16 protein-coding genes are annotated in these 21,771 nt (G+C 68.4%); 8 read left to right on the top strand and 8 right to left on the bottom strand.

The genetic code is table 11. From position 1 onward, the window contains the following. Positions 1–66 precede the first annotated feature (66 nt). Both EJO66_RS20115 and EJO66_RS20110 read left to right on the top strand, forming a co-directional pair. Entirely contained in the window at positions 67–981 is a 915-nt protein-coding gene (locus EJO66_RS20115) for a LysR family transcriptional regulator (protein ID WP_124959860.1), read from the top strand. A 103-nt stretch (positions 982–1,084) separates the two neighbouring features. Beyond that, a complete protein-coding gene (locus EJO66_RS20110; protein WP_125965889.1) occupies positions 1,085–1,465 on the top strand; it encodes an HU family DNA-binding protein in 381 nt (126 codons plus the stop codon). A gap of 58 nt (positions 1,466–1,523) precedes the next feature. Here the strand turns inward: EJO66_RS20110 and EJO66_RS20105 are convergent, their stop codons facing one another. Then, positions 1,524–2,432, bottom strand: a complete 909-nt coding sequence (locus EJO66_RS20105; protein WP_124959859.1) for a LysR family transcriptional regulator — start codon at positions 2,430–2,432, stop codon at positions 1,524–1,526. A 165-nt stretch (positions 2,433–2,597) separates the two neighbouring features. Between EJO66_RS20105 and EJO66_RS20100 the strand changes: the two genes are divergently transcribed. From EJO66_RS20100 to EJO66_RS20085, 4 genes are all read left to right on the top strand, one after another. Continuing rightward, positions 2,598–3,686 carry a TRAP transporter substrate-binding protein gene (locus EJO66_RS20100; RefSeq protein WP_399281418.1) on the top strand — a complete coding sequence of 363 codons (1,089 nt, stop codon included), beginning with the start codon at positions 2,598–2,600 and terminating at the stop codon, positions 3,684–3,686. Further along, complete coding sequence (locus EJO66_RS20095) at positions 3,683–6,652, top strand: bifunctional diguanylate cyclase/phosphodiesterase (protein WP_124959857.1); 2,970 nt, start codon at positions 3,683–3,685, stop codon at positions 6,650–6,652. The genes EJO66_RS20100 and EJO66_RS20095 overlap by 4 nt, the downstream gene beginning before the upstream one ends. 28 nt (positions 6,653–6,680) lie before the next feature. Beyond that, a complete protein-coding gene (locus EJO66_RS20090) occupies positions 6,681–9,086 on the top strand; it encodes a diguanylate cyclase domain-containing protein (RefSeq protein ID WP_125965888.1) in 2,406 nt (801 codons plus the stop codon). A gap of 148 nt (positions 9,087–9,234) precedes the next feature. Next, on the top strand, positions 9,235–11,160 hold the full coding sequence (locus EJO66_RS20085; protein WP_125965887.1) for a PAS domain-containing hybrid sensor histidine kinase/response regulator: 1,926 nt from the start codon (positions 9,235–9,237) through the stop codon (positions 11,158–11,160). 35 nt (positions 11,161–11,195) lie between these two features. On the opposite strand, the gene nadE is transcribed toward EJO66_RS20085, so the two are convergent. Genes nadE through EJO66_RS20065 form a run of 4 tightly spaced genes read right to left on the bottom strand, consistent with a single transcriptional unit; the run spans position 11,196 to position 15,803 of the window. After that, positions 11,196–12,044 (bottom strand): ammonia-dependent NAD(+) synthetase, encoded by an 849-nt coding sequence (gene nadE / locus EJO66_RS20080; RefSeq protein WP_125965886.1) that lies wholly within the window; start codon positions 12,042–12,044, stop codon positions 11,196–11,198. 17 nt (positions 12,045–12,061) lie between these two features. After that, positions 12,062–13,240 (bottom strand): phospholipase A, encoded by a 1,179-nt coding sequence (locus tag EJO66_RS20075; protein ID WP_125965885.1) that lies wholly within the window; start codon positions 13,238–13,240, stop codon positions 12,062–12,064. Next, positions 13,237–13,701 carry a hypothetical protein gene (locus EJO66_RS20070; protein ID WP_125965884.1) on the bottom strand — a complete coding sequence of 155 codons (465 nt, stop codon included), beginning with the start codon at positions 13,699–13,701 and terminating at the stop codon, positions 13,237–13,239. The genes EJO66_RS20075 and EJO66_RS20070 overlap by 4 nt, the downstream gene beginning before the upstream one ends. After that, a complete protein-coding gene (locus EJO66_RS20065; protein WP_125965883.1) occupies positions 13,698–15,803 on the bottom strand; it encodes an ATP-dependent helicase in 2,106 nt (701 codons plus the stop codon). Before EJO66_RS20065 ends, EJO66_RS20070 begins: the two co-directional genes overlap by 4 nt. Before the next feature lie 120 nt (positions 15,804–15,923). Between EJO66_RS20065 and EJO66_RS20060 the strand changes: the two genes are divergently transcribed. After that, complete coding sequence (locus EJO66_RS20060) at positions 15,924–16,937, top strand: AEC family transporter (protein ID WP_124959850.1); 1,014 nt, start codon at positions 15,924–15,926, stop codon at positions 16,935–16,937. A gap of 6 nt (positions 16,938–16,943) precedes the next feature. Here EJO66_RS20060 and EJO66_RS20055 read toward each other — a convergent pair whose 3' ends face one another. Continuing rightward, positions 16,944–17,612: a hypothetical protein gene (locus tag EJO66_RS20055; protein ID WP_240648618.1), complete on the bottom strand. Its 669-nt coding sequence runs from the start codon at positions 17,610–17,612 to the stop codon at positions 16,944–16,946. 233 nt (positions 17,613–17,845) lie between these two features. On the opposite strand from EJO66_RS20055, the gene EJO66_RS20050 reads away from it, so the two are divergent. Then, positions 17,846–18,055, top strand: a complete 210-nt coding sequence (locus EJO66_RS20050; protein ID WP_125965882.1) for a hypothetical protein — start codon at positions 17,846–17,848, stop codon at positions 18,053–18,055. Positions 18,056–18,085: 30 nt separating this feature from the next. Here EJO66_RS20050 and EJO66_RS20045 read toward each other — a convergent pair whose 3' ends face one another. Both EJO66_RS20045 and hemE read right to left on the bottom strand, forming a co-directional pair. Next, complete coding sequence (locus EJO66_RS20045; protein WP_125965907.1) at positions 18,086–20,188, bottom strand: primosomal protein N'; 2,103 nt, start codon at positions 20,186–20,188, stop codon at positions 18,086–18,088. A gap of 475 nt (positions 20,189–20,663) precedes the next feature. Next, the gene (hemE, locus tag EJO66_RS20040) at positions 20,664–21,770 is read right to left on the bottom strand and encodes a uroporphyrinogen decarboxylase (protein WP_125965881.1); all 1,107 of its coding nucleotides are present in this window, start codon (positions 21,768–21,770) and stop codon (positions 20,664–20,666) included. Position 21,771: the final 1 nt, after the last annotated feature.

Below are 21,771 nucleotides of genomic sequence, written 5' to 3'. Positions count from 1 at the left end.
AGAATTGTGGATTGCCAATTCGGCAATCGACCAACACTCGTCGCCCTGCTGCGACAAGGAAGAAACATGTCGCTTCACACGCTGCAGGAGACCGCGGTCCGCTACTTCCTGGAGGTGGTCAGGACGGGTTCGGTGAAGGAGGCGGCGCTCAAGCTCAACGTGGCGCCTTCCGCCGTGAGCCGGCAGGTGGCGCGCCTGGAGCGCGAGCTCGACACGCTGCTGTTCGACCGGCACGCGCGCGGCATGGTGCCCAATGCGGCCGGCGAGCTGCTGGCCGCGCATGCCAAGCGGGTGCAGCAGGACATCGAGCGCGTGGCCGGCGAGATCCAGGGCCTGCGCGGGCTGCGCAGCGGACGGGTGCGCGTGGCGAGCACCGAGGGCTTCGCGTTCGACTTTCTTCCCACGCTGATCTCGCGCTTTCGCGCCAGGCATGAAGGCATCCGCTTTCATCTCGAGGTCTGCCCGCCCCACGAGATTCCCGGCCGCATACGCGACGGCGAAGCGGACGTGGGCATCACGCTGAGTTCGGTGCCCGAGCCCGGCATCCGGATCGAGCTGCGCCACCCGAGCCCGATCCTCGCCGTGATGGCGAGCGACCATCCGCTGGCGGCGCAGCGGCAGCTTTCGCTGCGCCAGGTGGCGGCCTATCCGCTGGGCCTGCCACCGCGGGACAGCTCGATCCGGCAGCTGCTCGACATCAGCTGCAGCCGGCAGGGGCTGCAGTACGTGCAGGCCATGTCGAGCAACCATGCGAATGCGCTGGTGAGCTTTGCGGCCGCGGGTGGCGGCACCATCGCCTTCTATGGCGAGCTGTCGATCCGCACGCAGCTGAAGTCGAAGGCCCTGGTGGCCATCCCGCTGAAGGACCGCGAAATGAACGAGCGCCACCTCGAAGTCGAGACGCTCGCAGGCCGCTCGCTGCCCGACGCAGGCAAGGCCTTCGTGCGGTTTTTGACGGATGCCATCAAGGCCTCGGCCTGAGGGCGGCCGCGCGTGCGCTACACTCCGCGCCGCTTGCAGCCGGCCTCAGCCGCTGCGCCGTCATTGGCAACATGACGAGAACAAACCAAAGGAAATTTTTCAAGTGAACCGTATCGAACTGGTCGAAAAGATCGCCACCGCCCACAACGTCAGCAAGGCCGAAGCCGCCCGCATCCTGGAAACCGTCACCGGCTCCATCGTCGCCGCAGTGAAGAAGGGCGACCCCGTGCAGCTCATCGGCTTCGGAACCTTCAAGCAAGTGGCGCGCGCCGCACGCACCGGCTTCAACCCCCAGGCCGGCGCCAAGATCAAGATCGCCGCGCAGAAGGTGCCGAAGTTCGTGCCCGGCGCAGCGTTCAAGGCCGCCATCGACCCCAAGGCTGCAAAGCGCAAGGCCGACATGGCCGCAGCAGCCAAGCCCGCAGCCAAGAAGGCAGCACCGGCCAAGAAGGCCGCACCCGCCAAGAAGGCTGCCAAGAAGTAAGCAAGTGGCTCGCGGCCGCACGGCTGCCTCCACGCAAAACGGCCTTCGGGCCGTTTTTTCATGCCGGCGCGCCCAGCCGCTCGAGGATCAGGTCGTGCAGCGTCTGTGCCGCCACCGAGAGGCTGCCCTCCCGGCGCTGCACCAGGTAGATGGTGCGCGTGAGGCCGGGCAGTGGCAGCGGCCGCGTCACCAGCGTCTCGCGCTGGAAGTGGAAGAGCGTGAGTTCCGGCACCACGCTGATGCCGATCCCGGCCTCGACCAGCCCCATCACCGTGGCCAGGTGCTCGACCTCGAACACCGCGTTGAGCCGCAGCGGGTGCAGCGCCGCGTCGAGCGACTGGCGCACGCTGCTGTTGCGCGCCATCTGGATGAAGGGCCATGGCGCGAGCTGCCGTGCCGTGAGCCTGGCGGCGCCGGCGAGCGGATGGTCCTTGCGGCAGACCAGGTGAAAGCGGTCGCCGCAGAGCTTGCGGCCGCGCAGGTCGCTGGCCGCGGCGGCGCCGGCACCTGTTGCCGCGAGCGCGAAATCCGCCTGGTGGCTGCGCAGCTGGGCAATGCAGGCGTCCGACAGCGCATCGTGCAGCTCGACCGTGATGCCGGGCCATGCCTGCATGAACTCCGCCAGGATCGCGGGCAGCCGGCCTGCCGCCAGGGAGGGCAGGGCCGCCACGCTCACGCGGCCCTTGCGCCGCTGGGCATGGTCGGCCAGGTCGCCGATGGCGCCCTGCATGTCGTCCAGCAGCCGCCGCGCCGAGGGTTCGAACAGCCGGCCCTCGGGCGTGAGCTGCACGCTGCGCGTGTCGCGGTCGAACAGCCGGGCGCCGAGCGTTTCCTCGAGCGTGCGGATCAGTGCGCTGAACGCGGGCTGCGACAGGTGGCAGGTCTGCGCCGCGCGGGTGAAGTTGCGCTGCTCGGCCAAGGCCGTGAACGCACGCAGTTGGCGGCTGGAAAGCTCGGGCGCTGGCATCGGTCTGGAATCTGGATGGATGGGGCCCGAAATTCGGGCTTGTGGATGGTATTCCTGTGCCCTGTACGCAACGTGCCTTGGCGATTCGGGCCGGCGGGCGCCAGAAACGGCCTTTTTGTAAAAAATTTGTGACTTAAGGCCCAATTCGGCATCATGATCCGGGCCATGAGGTCCGGCGAAGTTTCTTCCGCTTGGCGACGCGTGCTCTGGACGCATGTTGCCGTTCTTTTTCTTGCTTTCGCTGCAACGAACAGCAAGGCTCAGCAGCCGCCGTCTGCGCAGGGGCTGCGGATCGTGGGCGGGCTGGCGAGCGTGAGCCAGTACACGCTGCACGAGGAGCGCTTCTGGAGCCAGGACCTGCGCCGCCTGAGCGGCGGAAAGTACGGCGCGAGCATCGTCCCGTTCAACCAGGCCGGCGTTCCGGGGCAGGAAATGCTCAATCTCATGCGGCTGGGCGTCATTCCGTTCGGCACCGCGCTGCTCAGCCAGGTCAGCAACGAATACCCGGAACTGGGCACGCCCGACATCGCCGGGCTGAACCCCGACATGCCCACGATGCGGCGGGTGGTCGCAGCCTTTCGGCCCTACCTCGAGAAGACGCTGCGCGAACGCCATGGCGTCGAGCTTCTCGCGGTGTATGTCTACCCCGCCCAGGTGATCTTCTGCAAGCGGGCCGTGACGCGGCTTTCGGACCTGGCGGGGCGGCGTGTCCGCGTTTCGGGCAGCAGCCAGGCCGACTTCATCCGCGCGCTCAACGGCGTGCCCGTTTTCACCGAATTTGCGGAGCTCATGGCCAACATGAATTCGGAGAACACCGAATGCGCCATCACCGGCGCGATGTCCGGCAATACGCTGGGCCTGCACAAGGTGACGAATTCGCTCTACACCATGCCCATCAGCTGGGGCCTGGCCGTCTTCGGCGCCAACACGGATGCTTGGAACGCGCTCCCTGCAGACCTGAAGACCCTGTTGAAAACCGAGCTGCCGAAACTCGAGGCCGCGGTCTGGAACGAGTCGGAACGCGACACCGGCAACGGCATTGCATGCAACACGGGCGCTGCAAGCTGCATGAAGGGCACCAAGGGCGCGATGGTCGAGGCGCGCCCTTCTGCGGATGACGAACGGCGCAGGCGCGAGATTTTTGCCACCAGCGTGCTGACCCGGTGGGTGCAGCGGTGCGGGGCCGTGTGCGCAGAGGTCTGGGACCAGACCGTCGGTCCCATCGCCGGGATCAAGGCTCCCGTCGGGCAGTGACCAAGCCGTTGCCCAGCCGCATCACCGGCTTCGTCTATGGCGTTGCAGCGCTGTTTCTTGCGGCCGTGCTCGCGATTGCCGGCTTGATGGCATGGCAGATGCACCAAAAGGAGATTGCCGACAGCGAGGCCCAGGCCGTGCGGTTCATCGGCACCTCGGAGGCTGCGCTCAACCGCAGCCTGCTCGGGGCGAACACGCTGCTGGCTGGCCTGGGGCAGTTTCTGCGCAGATCCAGCAAAAGCAGCATCGCAGGCGACATTGCGCAAGCCGAGACCGTGCGACTGATCGAAACCAGCGTTCGCCAGAGCCTGCTGGCGCGGTACGTCGCCTTCCTGACCCCCGAGGGCCAGGTGATCGGGTCTTCCGACCGGCGGGGAGCGAAGCTGGCGGTACAGCTGCCCGACGGATTCCTGCAAGAGGTTCTGGGCCGTCCGGGATCCGTGATGTCGATCAGCACCCCCTCGGTCAGCCCGGTGACTTCCCAGCAGGTGCTGTACCTTGCGCACGTCCTCACGCTTGCGGACGGCAGCAAGCTGGTCGCGGTGGCCGAAGTGCAGGTCTCGATGCTCACCACGATCCTTGCGCAAGGGGCCAACATCCGGGGACTCGAAGTCACGCTGGAGCGCGAGGGCGGGCTGCTGCTGGCCAGCATGCCGCCGCGCGACGACCTTGCGGGGCGCACCATCAGCCCCGCCTTGACGGACCAAGCGGACGGGCGCCCCCGGCACATGCATTCCCGGCTCAGCGGCGCTGCGGCCATCGTCGTTGTCCGGCCCACGCTGCATCGAAGCCTGCTGATCGTCGCGAGCATTCCGCTCGAGTCCGCCCTCGCGGATTGGCGCAGGGACCGCAATGTCATTGCGGCCGCGGCCCTGGCCTTCACGCTGATGATTCTTGCGGTCACTTACTTCGCCCTCGCGCAGCTGCGGCGGCAGTGGCGCGCACGCGCGGAGCTGCTGCGCTCCAAGGCCACGCTGGACCAGGCGCTCGAATCCATGGTGGATGGCTTCGTGCTGCTCGATCCCAACGACCGCGTCGTCACCTGGAACCGCCGTTTCGTGGATTTCTTTCCCTGGGCAGGGCCCTTGCTGGCCCCGCTGGTGCCGTTCCAGCAGATCGTGGAGCAGAACGCGCGCCACCTGCTGACGCAGAACGAACAGGAGCTCACGCTCCTGAACGGCCAGGTGATCGTTGCGGTGAACAGTCCCACGCCGGACGGCGGCCTGGTGTGCGTCTACCGCGACGTGACCGAGAAGAAGCGCCACGTGGCGGACATCCTCGAAGGCAAGGCGCAGCTGCAGGCCACGCTGGATGCCCTGCCCGACGTGCTGATGGACGCCGGCATCGACGGGCGTTGCTACAGCTTCCATTCGCCGCGCCGCCCCAGGCCCGCGTTCAAGGTGCGCGAGCCGGTGGGCAAGCTGATGTCGGACCTGCTGCCGGCGAATGCCGCGGCCGAGGTGATGGTGGCGCTGCGCGATGCTTTCGAAACCGGCTTTTCCACCGGCCGGCAGTTCGAGATCAGGACGGCCAGGGGCGTCACGTGGTTCGAGATTTCCGTCTCCCGCAAGGTCATCGGCGAAGGCGCCGCCGCGCGCTTCATCGTCATCCTGCGCGACATCACCGAGAGCAAGCTGGCGGCCCGCGAGATCGAGCATCTGGCCTTCTACGACATCCTCACGGGCCTGCCCAACCGCCGGCTGCTGCTGCATCGGCTGCAGGCCACCATCGATTCGAACGTGCGCCGCTCGCGCCACGGCGCCTTGCTGTTCCTGGACCTGGACGCTTTCAAGACGCTCAACGACGCGCTCGGGAACGCCACGGGCGATGAGCTGCTCAAGCAGGTGGCCCTGCGGCTGCAGGACAACCTGAAGGAGGGCGGCACGGTCGCGCGGCTCGGAGGCGACGAATTCGTGGTGCTGCTGGACAACCTCAGCGACGACGCCGGCGTGGCCGCGATGCAGGCCAATGCCGCCGGCGAGGCCATCCTCGCGGCGCTGAACGGGTCTTTCCAGCTCGCGGACCACGAGTACCACAGCACCGGCAGCATCGGCGCCGTGGTGTTCAGCGCCACGCAGCAGTCGCTGGAGGATCTGCTGAAGCAGGCGGACATCGCCATGTACTACGCCAAGTCCGCGGGCGGCAACGCGCTGCGCTTCTTCGAGGCCTCGATGCAGACCGCCATCACGGCCCGCGCAACGCTGGAGAGCGAACTCCACGCGGCGCTGGCGGGCGGGCAGTTCGTGCTGCACTACCAATCGCAGGTGGCCTCGAACGGCCATGTGGTGGGCGCCGAGGTGCTGATCCGCTGGCAGCATCCGGTGCGGGGCCTGGTGCAGCCCGGTGGCTTCATCGAGCTGGCGGAGGAAACCGGGCTGATCGTGCCGATCGGCATGTGGGTGCTGGAGACGGCCTGCATCCAGCTCGAGCGCTGGAGCCACGATCCGAAGCGCCGGCACCTGCGGCTGGCGGTCAACGTCAGCGCGCGCCAGTTCCGCACCGACGATTTCGTGGACCGCGTGCGCGACGTGCTCCAGAGAACCGGCGCGGACCCGACGCGGCTGGAGCTCGAGCTCACGGAAAGCCTGCTGCAGGACAAGGTGAGCGAAACGATCTGCAAGATGCAGTCGCTCGCGACCCTGGGCGTGCGCTTTTCCATGGACGACTTCGGCACCGGCTTCTCGTCGCTTTCCTACATGACCCAGCTGCCGCTGAACCAGATCAAGGTCGACAAGTTCTTCGTGCAGAGCATCGGCATCGATCCGAAGGTCGAGCTGATCATCCAGGCCATCATCGGAATGGCCCGCAACCTCGACCTCGAGATCGTGGCGGAGGGGGTCGAGACGCAGCAGCAGTTCGAATTCCTCCAGGCGCACGGCGCAATGCTGTGCCAGGGCTACCTGTTCAGCAAGCCGGCGCCGCTCGACCAGTTCGACGCGCAGCTGGATGTCGAGATGGCGAACTGAACGCACGCCGCGCTCACCAGCCACTGCGATGCGCCTTCCATTCCCTGCCGTCCCCCGCCTGAGCCTGCGCGCCCGCCTGTCCGCCGGCGTGCTGGCGATCGTCTTCCTGACGACGATGGGGGTCACCGCCGCCGCGCTCCATGTGGTGAAGCGCAACATGCAGGCCGCCATTGCCAGCGAGGAGTTCGAGCGGATCTCGGCCATTGCCGATGCGATGGACCAGAAGTTCCTGAGCCGGCGCACCCTGCTCAAGACCTTCGGCGACGGCGTCGAGAGCCGCAACCTGGCCGGCCCCGAGGGACTGCAGGACCTGGTCATGCAGCACAAGTCGCTGAGGGAGGCGTTCGACAACGTGGCCTTCACCGGCATGGACGGCGAACTCGTGGCCAACCTCAACGGCACGCAGCCGATCGGCAAGGTCAACATCAAGGACCGCGAGTACTTCCAGCGCACGGTCGCCGCCCGGGTGGGCGTCGTCTCCAGGCCCTTCCGCAACCGCGTGAGCGGCCTGGCGCAGATCGCCATGACCGAACCCGTGCTCGATCGCGGCGGCAACGTCGCGTATGTCATTTCCGCCTTCGTCAATCTCAAGGAACAGAACTTCCTGGGCGAACTTGCCAGCGTGAAGTTCGGCAAGAGCGGGTACATGTTCATCACGGACACGGACGGCATCGTCATCGACCATCCCGACAAGTCGCGGCTGCTTCAGCGTGCGGACGCCGGCGGGGCCCGCAACTCCGCCACCGAGCGCGCCATCGGCGGCTTCGAGGGCACGATGGAAGCCGTCGATCCCGCGGGCGTCCATGGCCTCTACGCCTTCAAGCGCATCCGCCAGACCAACTGGGTGCTGGGCGCGATGTACCCGCGGGACGAGGCCTTTGCCCGGATCGACCGGATCGAGCGCTACGCCTGGGCCGGCGCACTGCTGCTGACGCTGCTGGCCGGGGGGCTGGCCTTCATGACCGCGCGGGCGCAGCTCGCACCCCTGTCGCGCCTGCGCGAGCACATGCAGGTCTCGCGCGCCGCCACCGCCTATGCGCCCATGCAGGAGGCGCCGCCGGACGACGAGGTCGGCGATCTCTCGCGAACCTTCGACCTGCTGATGATGGAGCGGCAAGCCGCGAACGAGAAGCTGGCCGCCAGCGAGAGATTCCTGCGCGACGTGACCGACAACCTGCCGGCCGTGGTTGCCTACTTCGACAGCGGCCAGCGCTGCCTTTTCGCGAACAAGGCCGGGCTCGGCATGCGCGGCAGGGCGGTGGCCGACATCGGGCGCATGACCATGCAGGAGTCGCTGCCCGACCACGTCTACCAGCAGCTCGTGCCGGGCATTGCCAAGGTGCTCGCGGGAACGCCGACGCGCACCGAAGGCACCTACGAGCGCAACGGCAAGCTGGGCTTCTTCGAATGCCACCTGGCGCCCGACATCCGCGACGACGGCGTATTGGCCGGCTACTACGTGATGACCTTCGACGTGAGCAAGCGCAAGCAGGCCGAGATGCACAGCGCCGGAAGCGAGCGGCGCCTGCGTGGGCTGACCGACAACGTGCCGGCGCTTCTTGCCGAGCTGGATCTCGAGGAACGCGTGGTCTTCTGCAATGGCAAATACCAGGCCTGGCTCGGGGTCTCGCCGGACGCGATGGCGAACCGCCCCATCCACGAGGCCATCGGCGAGGCGCACTACGAAATCCGCAAGCCGCTGCTGGCGCGGGCATTCGCGGGCGAGGTGGTGTCCTTCGAGCAGACCGCCAGGCTGCTGATCGGCGAGCGGACCTTGCAGACCACCTATCTGCCCCAGCGCAATGCGCAAGGCGCCGTCACCGGGCTGTACATCCTGTCGAACGACGTCACCGAGCTCAAGCAAAAGCAGATGAAGCTCGATGCCCTCGCGCGCGAGGACGCGCTTACCGGCCTGCCCAACCGCCGCTCGTTCGAGGAGCACGCGCGCGACGCCATGGCCAGGTCCCGGCGCGCCGGCCTGCCGGTCGGCCTGCTGTTCCTGGACATCGACTACTTCAAGACGATCAACGATTCGCTGGGCCATGCGGCGGGCGATGCGGTGCTGCGGGAATTCGGCCGCCGGCTCAAGGAGAGCGTGCGCGAAACCGACATGGCGGCGCGCTACGCGGGCGACGAGTTCGTGATCCTTCTCGAAGGCGCCAGCGGCGCCGCCGAGGCGCAGGTGGTGGCCGGCAAGGTGCTGGCCGCCATGCGGCCGGCTTTCCACCTGCCCGGCCGCACGCTGCAGGCCACCACCAGCATCGGCGTCGCGATCTCGGAGGACGACGAGGATTTTTCGTCCCTGTTCGTGCGCGCCGACACGGCGCTCTATGCGGCCAAGAAAGAGGGAAAGAACCGCTTCATGATGGCGGCGCCCAGGTCCGGCAGGCCCGGCGGCGCGTCCTGGCCGCGCGAAGGGCCTTCGAGCGCCTGAGGCCCGCAGGACCGCGCCTGCGGCACGCAATCTGGACCTTGTCCTACGCGAAAAGTAACCATTGCGGGCCTAAATTGGCGACCACCGTTTCACAGCGGGCACCGAACGCCGTGGCATCGATCGCGCGGCCACTGAAGGGAAAAGAGCAATGGCAGATCACGGCGCTGGGAGTGCACCCCTGAACCAACGCACTCTGACCGACGCCGATTTCAGGCTGATGGTCGATTCGGTCACCGACTACGCCATCATCGTCCTCGATCCTGGCGGCATCGTCATCAGCTGGAACGAGGGCGCCCGCCAGCTCGAAGGTTACGACGCCCCCGAAGTCCTGGGGCGGCACTTCTCGCTTTTCTATCCGACCGAGCTGCTCGAGCAGAACCGGCCGGAGCAGGCACTCGAAACGGCACGCCGCGATGGCCGCCTGGAGGAAGAAGGCTGGCGCCTGCGCAGCGACGGCACGCGCTTCTGGGCCAGCGTGGTCATCACGCGGATCACCGGCGCGGGCGGGGAAGTCCGCGGCTTCTCGCTGATCACCAGGGACCGCAGCGAGAACCGCCGCCAGGACGAGATGCTGCGCATGAGCGAGGAGCGCTTCCGGCTCTTGGTCGAGGGCGTGAAGGACTATGCGATCTTCATGCTCGACCCGGGCGGCCACATCGTGAGCTGGAATCTCGGCGCGCAGAAGAACAAGGGCTACGAGGCCTCGGAGATCATCGGGCAGCACTTCTCCAGGTTCTATCCGCCGGAGGTCGCCGCCAGCGGCTGGCCCGAGCAGGAACTGCGCAACGCGCTGCGGGACGGGCGTTTCGAGGACGAGGGCTGGCGCATCCGCAAGGACGGCAGCCGGTTCTGGGCCAGCGTGGTGATCACCGCGCTGCACGACGCCACCGGCAGGCACCGCGGCTTTGCCAAGGTCACGCGCGACCTCACGGAGCGCCGCCGCGTGACCGCGCTGGAGGACGAAGGGCGCCGCGTGACGAACTTCCTTGCGATGCTCGGGCACGAACTGCGCAATCCGCTGGCGCCGATCTCCAACGCGCTCGAGCTCCTCAAGCGGGAGAAGACGGAGTCGGCCGCGGTCGTGCACACCCGCGACATCATCGGCCGGCAGCTGCGCCAGATGACCCGGCTGGTGGACGACCTGCTCGACGTGGGCCGCATCACGAGCGGCAAGATCCAGCTCGAGAACAAGCCGGTCCGCCTGCGCGACGCCATCGCCGAGGCCATCGAGGCGGTGCGCCCGCTGATCGAGGGCAAGTCGCAGACCCTGCACCTGCAGGCGCAGGACGCGGACCCCTGGATCGCCGGAGACAGCGCGCGCGTCATCCAGATCGTCAGCAACCTGGTCCACAACGCCGCGAAGTTCACCGGCAACGGCGGCAACATCCATGTGTCGCTCTCGCGAACCGCAGCGGATGCGGACATCAGCGTGCGCGACGACGGGCCCGGCATACCGCCGCAGGACCTGCAGCGGATCTTCGACCTGTTCGTGCAGGGCGAGCAGAACCTGGCCAGGACGCAGGGCGGCCTCGGCCTGGGGCTGAGCCTGGTGCAGCAGCTCACCACGCTGCACGGCGGGCGCGTCAGCGCGTTCAGCACGGGCCGGCCAGGCGAGGGCAGCGAATTCGTGGTGCAGTTCCCGACCACCGAGGCGCCGGTCGCCATGCTCGAGGCGCAGCCGCGGCCGGTGGGCGAGCAGCGCGTGCTGGTGGTGGACGACAACGTGGATGCGGCCGAGACCATGGCGATGCTGCTGGAGGCGCTGGGCTACAAATCCAGCGTCGTGCATGGCGGGCTGGCCGCCATCGAGGCCGTGAAGGCGCAGGACCCGGATGTGGTGCTGCTGGACATCGGCCTGCCCGACCTGAGCGGCCATGAAGTCGCGCGGCGCGTGCGCGCGGAGATGGTCAATCCGCCGCCGCTGATTGCCGTCACCGGCTACGGGCAGGCCAGCGACAGGGACACCAGCCTGGAGGCCGGCTTCCGGGCCCATCTGACGAAGCCGGTCGATGTCGACAAGCTCTCGGCGCTGCTCGAACGCCTGCTGGAGCCGCCTCGCTTCAAGGCCGCGTAGAGCTGCGTAAGGCCGCGTAGGGCCGGGCTGGAAAGCTAGGCCGGGTGCGGCGGCTCCACCGGCAGCGCGCGCTTGTGGGCGCTCTTGCGATGCGTGGCAAGGATGATCTCGCGTGCCGCGGCGGCCACCGGCTTGCCTTCGAGGAAGTCGTCGATCTGCTCGTAGCTCACGCCGAAGGCGTCCTCGTCGGGCTTGCCCGGCACCAGCGATTCGAGGTCCGCCGTCGGCACCTTGAACACCAGCTCGTCGGGCGCGCCGAGCCGCTGCGCGAGGGCGCGCACGCGGCGCTTGTTGAGGCCGGTGAGCGGCGTCACGTCGGCCGCGCCGTCGCCGAACTTGGTGAAGAAGCCCATCAGCGCCTCGGCCGCATGGTCGGTGCCGATGACGATGCCGTCATGCGCACCGGCTACCGCGAACTGCGCGATCATGCGCTGGCGCGCCTTAATGTTGCCGAGCACGAAGTCCTCGTGCGCCGCGTCGCGGAAGGCCAGGTCGCCGCGCTTGAGCGCCGCGAGCATGGCGTCGGCCGCCGGGCGGATGTCGACGGTCAGAACGTGGTCGGGCTTGATCACCGCGAGCGAGGCCTGCGCCTCGGCCTCGTCCTTCTGCACGCCGTAGGGCAGGCGCATCGCGATGAAGGTGGCGCCATAGCCTTGCGCGCGCAGCTTTTCGACGGCGCGCTGCGCCAGGCCGCCGGCCGTCAGCGAATCGACGCCGCCGCTGATGCCGAGCACCAGCGCCTTGAGGCCGGTGCCCCGCAGGTAGTCCGCGAGAAACGCGGTGCGCCGCTCGATTTCCGCTGCGGCATCGAAGACGGGCGCGACATGCAGCGCCGCGATGATCTCGCGCTGCGTGGCGTCGACGGGAAACAGGTCGTGGGTCATGGTGGGGTTCGGCAAAGTCAGAAGTCCACCAGGCTCAGGCCGATGCTGAGCACGGTGCGCTTGCGGTTGTAGTCCACCAGCGTGTCGCCGTAGCCATGGAACAGCTGCGTGTGGAAGCGCAGGTTGCTCTTGGTCGAATCGCCGATGGCCTTGAGCCATTCGAGCCGCACCGAACCGCGGCCGCTCTCGCGCAGGTTGTTGCGCACCGTCATGCCCAGGGTGTTGTCCCGGTTGAAGTTCCAGCGGCCCGTGATTTCGGCGCGGCCGATGTAGTTGGAGATGTCGGGGTTGTCGTCCTTCGCGGCCTCCTCCGACATGCGCTGCCAGATGCGTCCGGTGATGGTGAAGCGGTCGCCCAGTTCGGCGCCGCCCATCAGGTAGACGCGGTTCCAGCTGCGCGACAGCGGCAGGCTCTGGCCGTTCGACTGGTGCACCACGCCCACGCCCGCGTAGCGCCAGCGCCAGCCGCCGGGCAGGTTGAAGTCCAGCGGATAGACATACATCAGCTCGGGCTCGTGGTCGGTGGTGCGGAACGGCCGCGAGATCGAGCCGTTGAACAGCTGCCAGGTCGACTGCTGCGAGTACGCGAACCACAGCGAGTCCTTCTTGGCCGGCTCGTTCTGCGTGAGCAGGCCCTGCGCGATCTTGGTGCGCACCGACAGGCCGATGCGCATCTCGTTGGCCTGGTAGGCCACCGGGGTGCCGGTGTGGCCTTCGGACGGCGAGGTGGGCGTGTCGGGCTTGCTGGTGGCGGCCGAGGCCGACACGTTCAGCGGCCGGTAGCCGCGGAAGCCGAAGGTGCCGCAATCGGTGCCGTTCTCCAGTTCCCAGAAGCGCGACAGCGCCGAGTACTGGCGGTCGCGGCAGCCTTCGTTGGTGTCGACCGAAATCACGCGCGTGGCCGGTATCGAGGCGTCCACCGGCGGCGCCGGCTGCGTGTTGGCCAGCACCGGCGGCGCCACGGGCACCGAGACCGAAGGCAGCGTCTGCTGCTGTGCCCAGCGGTCGAAGCAGGCCAGGCGCGCTTCGTTGCTGTTGCCGAGCGCGGCGCATTGCTGCCAGGTCAGCTGCGCGTCGGCCAGCGGGCTGCGCGGCTGGTCGACCGCCTGCGCATGCGCGGCAGCGGCGCCGCCAAGGCAGGCCGCGAGGGCCGCCAGCCCGGAGACGGAGAAGATGGCGTGTGTTCGTTGGGTCATTGGTTTCCTTGCATCCCCCCCTTTTTGTTCAGCACGAACGGATGCGTGCTTTCGTCCGCGGCGTTGCGCCACGTGCCCCTGAATTCCCGGCCGCAGGAGCCGGGTTGCAGGGTGCCGGCCCAGACGCCGCTGATCGCGCGGCCGTCCAGCGATTCGTCGATGGAGAGGGCGCCGTCGTCGTCGACGTCGCCCGCGAGTTGCGCCACCTCGGGCCGGGCGCTGCCGTCCGCGGCGGGGCGCGTGATGGTGCCGCGCACGCCGGCGTATTCAGGGTGCCTGCCGAGCTGCACGATGGCCACGGCGGGGGCGCCGTCGAAGCGCGCCTCCCAGCGGCCGTAGAGCGACTGCAGCGGCAGTTCGCGCGCATCGGCGGGGCAGCCGGCATCGCCGCCCTGCGTTGCCGTGGCACAGCCCGTGGCGGCAAGAAGAACGGCAAGGAAGGCGGGCAGCAGCCTTTTCATGGCGCCGCCGCAGCCGCGGCCTTGGCGGCCGCGCTGTCCTGCGCCTTGCGCGCGAACTCGGCGCGCAGCGCCTTGAGCTTCTCGCGCGGGTCTTCGCGGGTGGTGGTCTTGTCCAGCCCCATCTCGGCGATGAAGCGGCTCGGCACGCAGGGCACCATCTCGCGGCCCTGCTTGCGCTTCTTGGTCCAGCTCACCGCCAGGCTGCGCTGCGCGCGCGTGATGCCCACGTACATGAGGCGGCGCTCTTCCTGCAGCCGCTGCAGCGTGTCGTCGCTCACCTGGAGCTGGCGGCCGTTGTCGTCTTCGAGCTTGAACGGCAGCAGGCCTTCGGTCACGCCGATCAGCATCACGTGCGGCCATTCGAGGCCCTTGGAGGCATGCAGCGTCGACAGCGTGACCACGTTCTGGTCCTGCTCGCGCTCGCTGATGGTCGACAGCAGCGAGATGGTCTGCGCCACTTCGAGCAGGCTCTTGCGCTCGGTCTCGATGTTGCTGTCGGCGCCCGAGGCATCGTCGATGGTGCCGCCGGCGCGCAGCGACATCCAGTCGACGAACTCCATCACGTTGGTCCAGCGCGCGGCCGCGGCCTGTTCGCTGTCCTCGCCGTCGTAGAGATGCTTCTCGTAGTCGATCTCCTTGAGCCAGTCGAGCATGAAGGTGCGCGAGTCTTCCGCGCCCATGGTGCGGCGCGCCCGGTATTCGAGGTCGTTGATGTAGCGGCCGAACTCGTGGATGCCTTCGAGCGTGCGCTTGGGCATCACGCTCGGGAGCGACGGGCTGAACAGCGCCTCGAACAGGCTCAGCCTGTACTGGCTCGCAAAGGTGCCCAGGCTCGCGAGCGTGGTGTGGCCGATGCCGCGCTTGGGCGTGGTGATGGCGCGCAGGAACGCCGGGTCGTCGTCGTTGTTGACCCAGAGGCGGAACCAGCCGCACAGGTCCTTGATCTCGGCGCGGTCGAAGAAGCTCTGGCCGCCCGACACCTTGTAGGGAATCTGCGCCTTGCGCAGCGCCTGCTCGAACACGCGCGCCTGGTGGTTGGCGCGGTAGAGGATGGCGAAGTCGCGGAACTCCTTGTACTGCTTGCCCTGCACGGCGGTGTCGCCCGCGCGCAGGCTGATGATGCGCGCCACCGCGCGCTCGGCCTCGTGCGCTTCGGAGTCGGCATCGACCACGCGCACCGGCTCGCCTTCGCCGAGCTCGGAGAACAGCGTCTTCGGAAACAGCTTGGGGTTGGGGCCGATCACGTTGTTGGCCGCGCGCAGGATCGCGCTGGTGGAGCGGTAGTTCTGCTCGAGCTTGATGACCTTCAGGGCCGGGTAATCGACCGGCAGCTTGCGCAGGTTGTCCAGCGTGGCGCCGCGCCAGCCGTAGATCGACTGGTCGTCGTCGCCCACCGCGGTGAAGCGCCCGCGCTCGCCGGCCAGCGCCTTCAGCACTTCGTACTGCGTGGCGTTGGTGTCCTGGTATTCGTCCACCAGGATGTGGCCCAGCGCGGCCTGCCACTTGGCGCGCACCTCGTCGAAATCGCGCAGCAGCTTGAGCGGCATGCCGATGAGGTCGTCGAAGTCGACGCTCTGGTAGGCCGTGAGCCGCTCTTCGTAGCGCGCCATGATGCGCGCGGTGATGCGCTCGTTGTCGTCCGCCGCGGCCGCCTCGGCCTGCGCGGCGTTCAGGCCCATGTTCTTCCACTTGCTGATGGTCCACTGCCAGATGCGCGCGGTGGCGGTGTCGGTGGTGCCGCCCGCGTCCTTCAGGATCTTGGTGACATCGTCGCTGTCGAGGATGCTGAAGGCCGGCTTCAGGCCGAGCACGGCGCCGTCTTCGCGCATCATGCGCACGCCCAGCGCGTGGAAGGTGCAGATCACCACGTGCTTCGCCTCGCGCCCGATCAGCCCCTTGGCGCGTTCGCGCATTTCGCTCGCGGCCTTGTTGGTGAAGGTGATGGCCGCGATGCGCTTGGGCTCCAGCCCGGCCTGGATCAGCCGGCCGATCTTGTGCGTGATGACGCGCGTCTTGCCCGAGCCCGCGCCCGCCAGCACCAGGCAGGGGCCGTGCAGGTAGTTGACAGCTTCTTGTTGCGCGAGATTGAGACCGGAGGACATGGGGAGTGGGAACGGAAGGCCGCGAAGGAACGGCAGGCGCAAAGCGCGCAATGATACGGGGCGCATGTTTCCGGAAAGGCCGCCAGAGTTCACGATGCGGGACGCAGCGACAATCGGCGCGTGCTGCCTGTATTTCTCGTAACTTTTCCTTTCTTCGCGCTGATCGCGGCCGGCTACGGCGCCGCGCGCGCCCGGGTCCTGCCGCTGGATGCGATTCCGGGCCTCAACACCTTCGTGCTGTACTTCGCGCTGCCGTGCATGCTGCTGCGCTTCGGCGCCGGCACGCCGATCGGGCAGCTGCTCGATGGCAGCGTGGCGCTGGTCTGGGGCCTGAGCGCGCTGGCGGTGGTGGCGGGCGTGGTGGTCTTTACCCGCAATGCGCGCATCGGCTGGAACGACGGGGCCTTCGGCGCGCTGGTCGCGGCCTTTCCGAACACCGGCTTCATGGGCGTGCCGCTGCTGGTGGCGCTGCTGGGCGCGCAGGCCGCGGGGCCGATGATCATCACCATCGCGTTCGACCTGGTCGTGACTTCTTCGCTGTGCATTGCGCTGTCGCGCCTGGACGGCGCCGGCGGGCAGCATGGCCCGCGGCTGGCCGCGCGCCAGGCGCTGCGCGGCGTGCTGGTCAATCCGATGCCGTGGTCGATCCTGCTGGGCGTGCTGCTGTCGGCGGCGCGCTGGCGCCTGCCGGCCCCGGTGGAGCGCACCATCGCCATGCTGGCCGATGCGGCGTCGCCGGTGGCGCTCTTCACCATCGGCGCGGTGCTGGCGCGCTCGGCGCTGCTCGCGCGCGAGCACGGCGCCAGCGCGGCGGTGGCGGCCGCCATGGGCACGAAGTCGGCGCTGCCTCCCAAGGCGCCGCTGGCCGACGTGCTGCCGGTGGTGGCCGTCAAGCTGCTGGTGCATCCGGTGCTGGTGTGGGCGGTGGGGCAGGGGGCCATGGCCCTGGGCCTGCCGCTGTCTTCCTCGGCGCTGATGGTGATCGTGCTGGTGGCGGCGCTGCCGAGCGCCAGCAACGTGTCGATGCTGGCCGAGCGCTTCGGTGCCGACAACGGCCGCATCGCACGCATCATCCTGTGGACGACGGTGGCGACCTTCTTCAGCTTTCCGTTCGCGGTCGGCGTGCTGCGCTGAACGGCCTCAGGGCGTCAGCACGCCCAGCTTGAAAGGATCGGCATCGGGCAGGCGCTCGCACTTGGAGAAGTCGCGGCCCTGGGTGCCGTCGCAATAGAAGGCGTTGTAGATGCGGCCGAAGAGCGTCGGGCTGGCCGTGAAGAGCACGCCGTGCTCGGGCTGCCAGTTGTCCCTGGCGCTGTCCCTGGGTGTGCCGGCGGCGCGGGTTTCCGTGGCCTGGATGGGCGCGGCCGCCGCAATGGGCGTGAATTCCGCCAGCGTCTTGTGGGCTTCCTCGCCGCGCCAGCGCACCGCCAGTTCGGCCGCCGTGGGCCTTGCCGCCACCGGCAGCAGCACGCCGTTCACCTGCAGGCCGTAGCCGAAGCGATGCGCCTTGCCGGCCAGGAAGGCGTAGGCGCAGGCGGCCATGCACTGGCCGCGGATCTCGGTGTCCACGCCGCTCGCGCGGATGGCGTCGGCGTAGGCGCCCGCCGCCTCGGCGGTGCCGCCGAACGAATCCTCGAACACCACGGTGCGCACGGTGCCCTTGCCCAGGTGCTCGGTGAAGGTCTTGATGGCGCTGCCGTCGAGCATGCCCGACACCACAAGCCGGCTGCCCTGCAGGTCGAGTTCGGCCGCCGAGCATGCAAGGCATGCGAACAGGAGAACCGCAACCAGAGATGAAGGCAGCTTCACGACAGACGACCCCGCGGACCAGCGTGCTTGCTGGAGGTGCGCAGCCGGAACGGGCTTCGCACAGCGACAGCTTGCGCAGCGCGCGGGGGTGCAGTCAACGGTTTTTTCAGAATATTTCCGCTGCCGCGTAACGGCCGTAAGGCATAGCTACTGCTACTACTTCAGATGAATACTTGAGTTTGCACTATGCCTGATAGAGTGTTTGCGAATCAAAGTATGAATGGGGCAGCACGATGGCAATACTTATTCGTATCCTGCTGTGGCTCGCCTGGGTTGCCGGCGTGAGCTGGTCCTGGCAGGCCGGCATGCTCGGCACCGGCACCTCGCTCGCGCTGGGCGCCCTGAGCCTGGTGGTGTTCGCATGGCCCGCCAGCAGCGCGCGGCGCCGCAGCACCGAGTTGCGCTACGTCGACGTCGGCAAGGAGCCCGCGGGCCTGCACTGACCGCCGCCCCCGAGGCCTGCAAGGCCGCTCCTAGATGCTGTGCGGATCGACGTCGACCAGCCAGCGGATCACGCCCTTGCCTTCGGGCGTGCGCCTGAGGGCGTGCAGCAGCGGCTGCCACTGCGCCAGCAGGCGCTGCAAGGCGGCGCGCGAGGGGCTTTCGATCAGCATCTGCGCCCGTTCCACGTTGGCCACGCGCTGGATCGCAAGCGGCACCGCGGGATAGCGCACCACCCGGTCGGCGCCTTCCAGCGCATCGGCGGCGGCGCTGGCCGCGTTCAGGAAAGCCTGCGCGGCCTCCTGGGTGCGTGCATCGGCGCGCAGCAGCGCCTGGAAGGCAAAGGGCGGCATGCCGGCGGCGGCGCGTTCCTCCAGCTGCTGCCGCGCGAAGGCCGTGTAGTCGTGCCTTCGGAGCGCCGAAAAAAGCGGATGCTGCGCATGGTGTGTCTGGATCCACATCTCGGCCGTGGCGCCCTGCGCCGCCAGGTAGGCCGCGTCGCGGCCCGCGCGGCCGGCCGACTGCATCAGCAGGCCGAACAGGCGCTCGGGTGCGCGGAAGTCGCTGGAGAACAGCGCGCCGTCGGGGTTCACCGCTGCCACCAGCGTGATGCGGCGGAAGTCGTGCCCCTTGGCGATCATCTGAGTGCCCACCAGCACGTCGACCTCGCCCGAATGCACGGCCGCGAGCTGCGATTCGAGCGCGCCCTGTTTCTTCGTGCTGTCGGCGTCGATGCGTGCAATGCGTACCGCGCTGCCGTCGGGCCGCGTCACCGCGGCGAACAGTTCCGCGAGGTGTTCTTCGAGCCGCTCGGTGCCGCGGCCCACGGGCGCGATGTCGGGGTTGCCGCAGGAAGGGCAGGCGCGCGGCACGCGTTCGGTGAAGCCGCAGTGGTGGCAGCGCAGCGTGCGGTCGATCTTGTGGAACACGCGGTAGGCGCTGCAGTGCGGGCATTCGCTTTTCCAGCCGCAGTCGGCGCAGGCCAGCACCGGCGCATAGCCGCGGCGGTTCAGGAACACCATGCTCTGCTCGCCGCGCGCGATGCGCTGGCCGATGGCGTCGAGCAGCGCGCCCGAGATCACGGTCTTGGGCGGCTGCAGGTTCATGTCGACCAGCCGCACCGTGGGCAGCTCGCCGGCGCCGATGCGCGACGGCATGGCCAGCCGCACATAGCGCCCGCCCGGGTCCTCGCCCTCGGCGGGGCGGCTCTGGTGCCAGCTTTCGAGCGAGGGCGTGGCCGAGCCGAGGATGACCTTCGCGCCCTCGCGCTGGCCGCGCCAGACGGCGAGGTCGCGCGCCGAATACCGCGCGCCTTCCTGCTGCTTGTAGCTGGGGTCGTGCTCCTCGTCGACCACCACGAGCTTCAGGCCCGGCATCGACGCGAACACCGCCATGCGCGTGCCCAGCACGATGCGCGCGGCGCCGCTGTGCGCCGCGAGCCAGCTCGCGAGCCGCTGCGGGTTGGTCATGCCGCTGTGCAGCGACACCACCGCGTCGTCGCCGAAGCGTGCCTTGAAGCGCGCTTCGAGCTGCGGCGTCAGGTTGATCTCGGGCACCATCACCAGCGCCTGCGCGCCGGGGTCTGCCGCGAGCAGATCGGCCACGCAGCGCAGGTAGACCTCGGTCTTGCCGCTGCCGGTGCTGCCGACCAGGAGGAAGGTGCCGGCATCACCCGCCTCGATGCGGGCCAGCGCGGCGGTCTGCTCCGCGCTCAGCGCGACCGGGTGGGCGGCCTCGGCCGTCTCGGCCACGGGACCCGTCGTCGTCTTGCGCCGGAGCCGGCGTGCCAGCTGCGTTCCGCTCAGGTCGCGCAGCTGCGGCGGCAGGGCGGCCAGGGCGATCTCGCCGATCGAGCGCTGGTAGTAGCGCGCGGCAAAGGCCACGAGGTCGCGCCACGCCTCGCCGAGCGGTGCCAGCGCGTCCAGCGCGGCGCCCACGGGCTTCAGGGCCATGTCGGGCTCGGCATTTTCGAGCGAGACCGGCGGATTCCAGACCACGCCCAGCACCTCGCGCCGGCCCAGCGGCACCCGCACCAGCGTGCCGGGCACCAGGGGGGCGGGGCTGGCATAGCTCAGCAGGTCGCCCAGCGCAGCATGGGCGGGCGTCTGCACCGCGATGTCGAGCCGCCAGGCCATCGCGGCGGGCACGCCCGCCGGTGCCGGGGCGGAGCCGGCCGCTGGCGCTGCTGCTGTTTCGGAGGCGGGGCTGACGGTGGGAATGGGCGTCCTTGTTGGCAAGGTTTGTTAATGCGACTTTGAACAAGATCGCTTAAGTCGTTGATTTTTCAGCGCTTTGGGAGCCGTCCAGAGTTTCTGTGGATAACTTTGTTGACAACCGGGCTCGACACGCCGGCGAGCCTTGAAAATCAAGCCTCTGACTGGATTGCCCTCAAAAAAAGCAAAGTTCAATCTCTATATAAATCAACAACTTAGCGTCGCTATTGGTTTAGGAGCAAAGAGGGGAGACCTACAGATAATCTTGCGCAGTGCAACACGTGTTTTGTGCATAAGTCGGTGGTCCTACACCGTTTTTATGCTTGACAAACGCCAGGAAATCGATTTTTGGGGCCGCGGCCGCGTCCCTGCGCGGCGAGCGGCTCGTTAACCGTTTTTAACCTTTGCGCAGGGCGCGCGATTGTGCGTGCACGGCCTGCACCAGCGCCGCCACGTGGTCCGGCGGCGTGAACTGGCTGATGCCGTGGCCCAGGTTGAAGATGTGGGTCGGGCCTTTGGAAGTGGCATCGGCATGCGGCTTGCCGAAGGCCTGCAGCACCTTCGCCACCTCGGCCTCGATCTGCGCGGGCGGCGCGAACAGCACGTTGGGGTCGATGTTGCCCTGCAAGGCCTTGGCGCCTTCGCCTTCGCCGACCAGCCGGCGCGCCGCCGAGAGGTTCACGGTCCAGTCGACGCCGAGTACCTCGCAGTCGAGCTCGCGCATGGCTTCGAGCCACAGGCCGCCGCCCTTGGTGAAGACGATGCGCGGCACCGGCTGGCCGTCGGCGCCGTTGCGCTTGAGGCCGGCCAGCACCCGCGCCGTGTAGGCGAGGCTGAATTCCTGGAACGCGCCGTCGGCCAGCACGCCGCCCCAGCTGTCGAACACCATCACGGCCTGCGCGCCGGCATCGATCTGCGCGTTGAGATAGGCGGCCACCGAATCGGCATTGACCGCGAGCAGGCGGTGCATCAGGTCGGGGCGGCCGTAGAGCATGCTCTTCACGAGGCGGTAGTCGCTCGAGCCCGCGCCTTCCACCATGTAGCAGGCCAGCGTCCAGGGGCTGCCCGAGAAGCCGATCAGCGGCACACGGCCGGCCAGCGCCTTGCGGATCGACGCCACGGCGTCGAACACGTAGCGCAGCTTGGCCATGTCGGGCACTTCGAGCGCGGCCACCGCCGCTTCGCCCTGCACCGGGCGCGCGAAGCGCGGGCCTTCGCCGGCCTCGAACGAGAGGCCCAGGCCCATGGCGTCGGGCACGGTCAGGATGTCGGAGAACAGGATGGCCGCATCGAGCGGATAGCGCGCGAGCGGCTGCAGCGTGACTTCGGTGGCGTAGTCGACGTTGGTCGCCAGCCCCATGAAGCTGCCGGCCCTGGCGCGGGTGGCTACGTACTCGGGCAGGTAGCGGCCGGCCTGGCGCATGAGCCAGACGGGCGTGTGGTCGGTGGCCTGGCGCCAGCAGGCCCGCAGGAAAGTGTCGTTTTGCAAGGGGGCGAAGGGCATG

The sequence above is a fragment of the Variovorax beijingensis genome (assembly GCF_003951285.1).
Lineage (GTDB): Bacteria > Pseudomonadota > Gammaproteobacteria > Burkholderiales > Burkholderiaceae_C > Variovorax > Variovorax beijingensis.
The sequence above is the reverse complement of the archived record's forward strand: the minus strand, read 5'-3'. Positions and strand labels throughout refer to the sequence as shown.